Origin of the sequence: Endozoicomonas sp. YOMI1, assembly GCF_024606345.1 — a bacterium.
Taxonomy (GTDB): Bacteria; Pseudomonadota; Gammaproteobacteria; order Pseudomonadales; family Endozoicomonadaceae; genus Endozoicomonas.
In genome coordinates this window covers 1-4,948 of record NZ_JAHHPM010000594.1, presented here as the reverse complement: position 1 = coordinate 4,948, position 4,948 = coordinate 1, and the positions used below count along the sequence as shown (strand labels likewise).

Below are 4,948 nucleotides of genomic sequence, written 5' to 3'. Positions count from 1 at the left end.
TCCTCAATTTTCTGCCATCCTCGCTACGGGCGCTATTCTCGGACAGCCTCCTAGAGATCGTCTTCCGGGAGCCCTCTGGCTCCCTTTTTTTTGTGACACTCAACATTACTGCTAAGCTAATCAAAGTTCTCCAGCCTTGCAGGCGGTCCCGGTGTGACCGATAGCAAAAATGCCTCCCCTGATCTGTATCCCCATGGGTGACCCAGCCGGTATCGGCGCCGAAATCATTATCAAGTCCCTATGTGACACGGAGCTTGCCGGAACCTGTCGGCCAGTGGTGATTGGTGATGTTCGATGGCTGGAACAGGCTGCCAGCCTGTGCAGGAAGAAGGTAAGCTTCCGGTTGATTCAATACGCGACTCCTGACTTGCATCGGCCCGGACAAATCAACCTGCTTAACTGCCCAATCGCGAATATCGACAACATTATCTCTGGGAAAGTCTCAGCGGCATCCGGAGCGGCAGCCTACCAGTTCATTGAGCAGGCGGTTCACTATGTTCAACAGCAGAAAAAAAGCGCCATCGTTACCCCTCCCATCAATAAGCTGTCGCTCAAAGCGGCAAAGATTCCTCATATCGGCCATACGGAAATACTGGCATCACTGACTCACACCCATGACCCCATTACGCTCTTCCAGGTTGCCGGGCTCAGGGTTTTCTTTCTTACCCGCCACCTGTCACTCAGACAGGCCTGTGATGCCATTATTGAAGAGAGGGTTTTCAAGGGCATTGTCAAGTCATACCAGATTCTCAAGTCCCTGGGCATCGCTTCGCCATCGCTGGCCGTGGCCGGTTTGAACCCCCACTGTGGCGAGAATGGGCTGTTTGGGGATGAGGAGGTCTGTGCCATTGAGCCTGCTGTCCATCGGGCCAGGAAGGAAGGGTGGAAGGTAACTGGCCCCATTCCCGCTGATTCTGTTTTCCATCAGGCGCTTAACGGAACTTACGATGGGGTGCTCTCCATGTACCACGACCAGGGCCATATCGCCACCAAGATGGTGGACTTTCAACGTACGGTTTCCATTACCTGTGGTCTGCCATTTCTGAGGACCTCGGTGGATCATGGAACCGCCTATGATATCGCCGGTACCGGCCAGGCCAGCGAAGTCAGCCTGACGGAAGCGATCAAAGTCGCCATACAATATAATAGCGATGAAGCCAACCGGAATCAGTAATCAGCCTTATGCTTCAGGATCGCACGTCGTTGCTTTTTATCCGGACGATGATCCGGTCTTGGCATGGCACCTCGCAAGGCTTTTCGATTAGCGGCTGCCTCTTCCCGGGCCTCAAGGCTCTCAGGCGTTTCCTCATAAAGCTGTTGGGCCAGCTCAGCCTTCTGCCGCTTATCATTGAGCTGCTTAACGATGACAATGCGCTCATCCCAGCCAGCACGAAGTTTTATCACATCACCAACCCGGGGCTCTTTGCCTGGCTTGCACCGCTGACCATTCAAGTGCACTTTACCACCATCAATGGCTTCCTTGGCGATACTCCGGGTTTTATAAAAGCGTGCGGCCCATAACCACTTATCAAGTCTGATCTTTTCACTATTACTCATTCGGTCACCCTGACTGCTTTTTATCGTGAAAAGGCTGCGGCGGGTTGAGATCAACATCTCAGGCGGGCAGTCTTTTCAGGGCAAATAATACGCTAATAACGTTCCATCCATATCCAGCAGCACTGTGCTGATCTTGTTCCAGTCAATCATGAGGGCATCTCATCAAGAGAATGTTGAGGAATTCAGTGGTTATCCGGCTACCGGTCATATCTGAAGGTTTCCAACCATTTTATCAGTGCCATAATGTGAATGAAATTGCTTGCTTTTTCATTTGATCAGTTAATGGCGCTGCGTGCCCGACCAGACTTTACGCAAGCAAGAGTGATCGCAGCACTGTTTATGGTACGTGAGCAACTTCAAGTCGGGTACTGGAGCCTGTTAACAATTAGTCGGCTAGTCGGCGGCTCAGGCCAACAGGGCCTGATCCACGTTTGCCCGAACGAGTGCAAGATATGAGCAGCGATCCTGAGTCTTTAATTCCTGAGTTAGTTCACATTGCCCGAGCGGCAGGAAAAGGTATTCTCGCCGTCTATCATCAGGACGATATCGGGGTACAAACCAAGGCGGATACCACGCCTGTCACCAAGGCTGACCTTGCGGCAAATAGGATCATCGTTAATGGACTGAAAGCTTTACCGGTAAAATACCCTGTGCTTTCTGAAGAATCGGATCATCCCCCCTGGCAGGAAAGAAAAAACTGGCCGCGTTACTGGCTGATTGACCCTCTGGATGGGACCAAAGAGTTCATTAACCGCAATGGTGAATTCTCAGTCAATATTGCCCTGATTGAGAATAACTACCCGCTCCTTGGCATCGTACATATTCCCGCGACTGATACCACTTACTGGGGGGGTAAAAGCCTGGGCGCGTGGAAACAGGCTAAAGATGGTATTGCTCACGGGATCCGGCCCAGAAAGTTCACTCCAGAGAAGGAAATTATCGTTCTTGGCAGCCGGAGTTATGGCACAGAACAGGCCACTCATTACCTTAACTCACTGAAAACTGTTTATCCGGACTTTATATCCAGAAAAGTTGGCAGTGCATTAAAAAGCTGCCTGATTGCTGAAGGTCAGGCTGATATCTATCCCAGGCTTGGCCCTACTTCTGAATGGGATACCGGGGCTGTTCAGGGGGTTGTTGAAGGGGCCGGAGGTTTATTTCTTAATCCGGATGGCCAGCGGTTCAGTTATAACCTGAAAGAAAGCCTTATTAATCCAGACTTTCTCGTACTGGGTGATAAAACGATTCAATGGGATAATTTCTGGCCGCCGCGTTCCTGAGAGAGTGTTTGGCGGGCAGGCCGGGTAAAATTTCAACCATCATTATTTTGAAAGTTAATTGACCAGTAGATAATCATCAAAAAACATAATGAATATCATCCACCTCAACCCTGGGGGCTCTGTCGGGTGGATTATCCACCTCACCCTTGATAATGATGGGAGAGTTCAGCTTAACCTCTTTATCAGGTAGGGCTGAATCATCAATAAGCACCTTAATCTCACCGGTTTCACCACGAAACAGGTATATTTTCCCTTTGATTTTCTTAATAATTTCACCAGAAAGCCGAACCAGTTCTTCATCATCTGATGTGTTCAGAATTTCTTCAACACTGTGCTTTTGATACATGGGCTTTTCTGGCATGGTGCTCTCGTCAAGATCAAAGCGTGTTTCCTGAGAGCAGGCCGAGGCAATAAAACCTGACAGGATTATTCCTGATAACTGTCCTTTTGTCATAAGACTTATCTCTATTCAATCCCTATATGATTATTCGGCAGTGCCGGATTATGATGCAATATCCATTTAATCCTGTGAAAAAAACCATTTTTTTTCGTAGCAAATCTCAAATAATATCCATACTAATTCAAGAACCAGTTGAGCATAGCAAAGACTTTGTGGGTTTGTTCAAATCCAACAATCATCTGTCGATATATTTTTTAAAATTTTCATAGTGTTAGTTAATTAAAATTGATGTCATGGAAATCATAAAACAGTCTCTGAACCATCAGTAATTGGTTAACTACTTATACTCTGCTCAATAATATGAGGCCACATTATGCCCAACCTTACCATTCAGAATGCATTCAAGAGCCTATCCTCTCTCGTTCTGGGCATAGCGTTAATAAATCAATGCCTTGCTATAGAAAAAGACTGCGCAAACCTGCATGAGCTCCAACAATATTCTGATCAGTTATTTCCTCTGTGTGAAGCTGATGCTGACCCACAGGCATTCCATGGCGACCAGCATTTGGCCGATGATTCGACAACATCAATCCAGCTGGCTCCAGATCAGGCACTGGAAGTCTGTGATGGACCGGATGGGAGTGGTATTTGCAGAACCTATTACAACTCTACAGACAATGTGGCAGATGCGCTGGCAGACAATTTTTCCTATGCACGGCTGATTCCATTCAATCATCACGATTTTTATATGGCCTTCATCTCAGACCCTCAGTACCCATGGTCATGTAAAAAGTACAAGGAAAATTGTGATGACAAGGACAAAGCCTGGCAGGAAAATATGAATCATGTGCAAAGCCTGAATGCATTAATGAGTGACCTGGGCAAAGAGCAACTCGCAGGCGTAGTCATCAACGGCGACCTGACCGCTTTTGGTTATGACTGGCAATTCGATGCCTACTACCAGCTATACCACAAAGAATTAAAAATGAACGTCTATCCGGGCCTGGGCAATCATGATATTTCGAACAATGTTAATGGTTGCTTTGTGAATAACTGTGCTTCCAGAATGATGCTTTATTTGCGAGACCATGTTCGTACGTTGAATGTCCGCAGTTTTGACTATCACAGCACGGGGACTTATTTCGAGTTTCCATTACTGAAAAAAAAGTACAGCAAAAGCTTTGCTTATTCCTGGGATATTGGTGATATCCATTTCGTTCAACTCAATAATTACCCAACCTATACGTCACAATGGAATGGTTGGAACTTTGGTAAAGCCAGAATGGATTATTTCGATATTCAATCCGCCAGAGAGTGGCTGCTCAATGATCTGGAACAGGCCAGCAAAGAAGGCAAACATATCATCCTGAACTATCACATATCCGGTTTTACCAATGAGATAAGAGATATCCTCCGTCGATATAAAATTTCCGCTATTTTTGCCGGTCATCTGCACTCCTTTGTAGGCGAGATCGATTTTCACACACTTTGGGATTTTTACGGCCCGGGAGAACACCTCCCTGTGTTCCTGGGAGGCGCAGCGGTGTTCCAGAAATACATGCTGGTTCGATTTAGTGAAGATCAATTTGAGGTCAGTATTGTGAAAAGTGATCAGGGCGCAAGTTACGAGTTAGAAAGCGAAAGCGTATATCCCCTTTACTAGGAGGCTGTCCGAGAATAGACTGCCCTACTGCGGTGGCAGCAAATTGGT

Annotated in this window: 5 protein-coding genes; 3 read left to right on the top strand and 2 right to left on the bottom strand. The window is 47.1% G+C overall.

The genetic code is table 11. The annotated features are described in order from the left end of the window. Positions 1 to 193 precede the first annotated feature (193 nt). Entirely contained in the window at positions 194 to 1,174 is a 981-nt protein-coding gene (gene pdxA / locus KDK15_RS20655) for a 4-hydroxythreonine-4-phosphate dehydrogenase PdxA (protein WP_257297288.1), read from the top strand. On the opposite strand, the gene hslR is transcribed toward pdxA, so the two are convergent. After that, positions 1,168 to 1,557 (bottom strand): ribosome-associated heat shock protein Hsp15, encoded by a 390-nt coding sequence (gene hslR / locus KDK15_RS20650; protein ID WP_257297287.1) that lies wholly within the window; start codon positions 1,555 to 1,557, stop codon positions 1,168 to 1,170. The two genes, pdxA and hslR, sit on opposite strands and share 7 nt — an antisense overlap. Before the next feature lie 452 nt (positions 1,558 to 2,009). On the opposite strand from hslR, the gene cysQ reads away from it, so the two are divergent. Beyond that, positions 2,010 to 2,837, top strand: a complete 828-nt coding sequence (gene cysQ, locus KDK15_RS20645) for a 3'(2'),5'-bisphosphate nucleotidase CysQ (protein ID WP_257297286.1) — start codon at positions 2,010 to 2,012, stop codon at positions 2,835 to 2,837. Positions 2,838 to 2,913: 76 nt separating this feature from the next. Here the strand turns inward: cysQ and KDK15_RS20640 are convergent, their stop codons facing one another. Continuing rightward, positions 2,914 to 3,291, bottom strand: a complete 378-nt coding sequence (locus tag KDK15_RS20640) for a NirD/YgiW/YdeI family stress tolerance protein (RefSeq protein ID WP_257297285.1) — start codon at positions 3,289 to 3,291, stop codon at positions 2,914 to 2,916. A 319-nt stretch (positions 3,292 to 3,610) separates the two neighbouring features. Here KDK15_RS20640 and KDK15_RS20635 point away from each other — a divergent pair, with 319 nt between their 5' ends. Beyond that, a complete protein-coding gene (locus KDK15_RS20635) occupies positions 3,611 to 4,900 on the top strand; it encodes a metallophosphoesterase (protein ID WP_257297284.1) in 1,290 nt (429 codons plus the stop codon). The last annotated feature ends 48 nt before the right edge of the window (positions 4,901 to 4,948 follow it).

Coding starts and splice junctions, on each gene's coding strand:
- pdxA (WP_257297288.1), top strand. CDS start 194: ATGGGTGACCCAGCCGGTATCGGCGCCGAAATCATTATCAAGTCCCTA.
- hslR (WP_257297287.1), bottom strand. CDS start 1,557: ATGAGTAATAGTGAAAAGATCAGACTTGATAAGTGGTTATGGGCCGCA.
- cysQ (WP_257297286.1), top strand. CDS start 2,010: ATGAGCAGCGATCCTGAGTCTTTAATTCCTGAGTTAGTTCACATTGCC.
- KDK15_RS20640 (WP_257297285.1), bottom strand. CDS start 3,291: ATGACAAAAGGACAGTTATCAGGAATAATCCTGTCAGGTTTTATTGCC.
- KDK15_RS20635 (WP_257297284.1), top strand. CDS start 3,611: ATGCCCAACCTTACCATTCAGAATGCATTCAAGAGCCTATCCTCTCTC.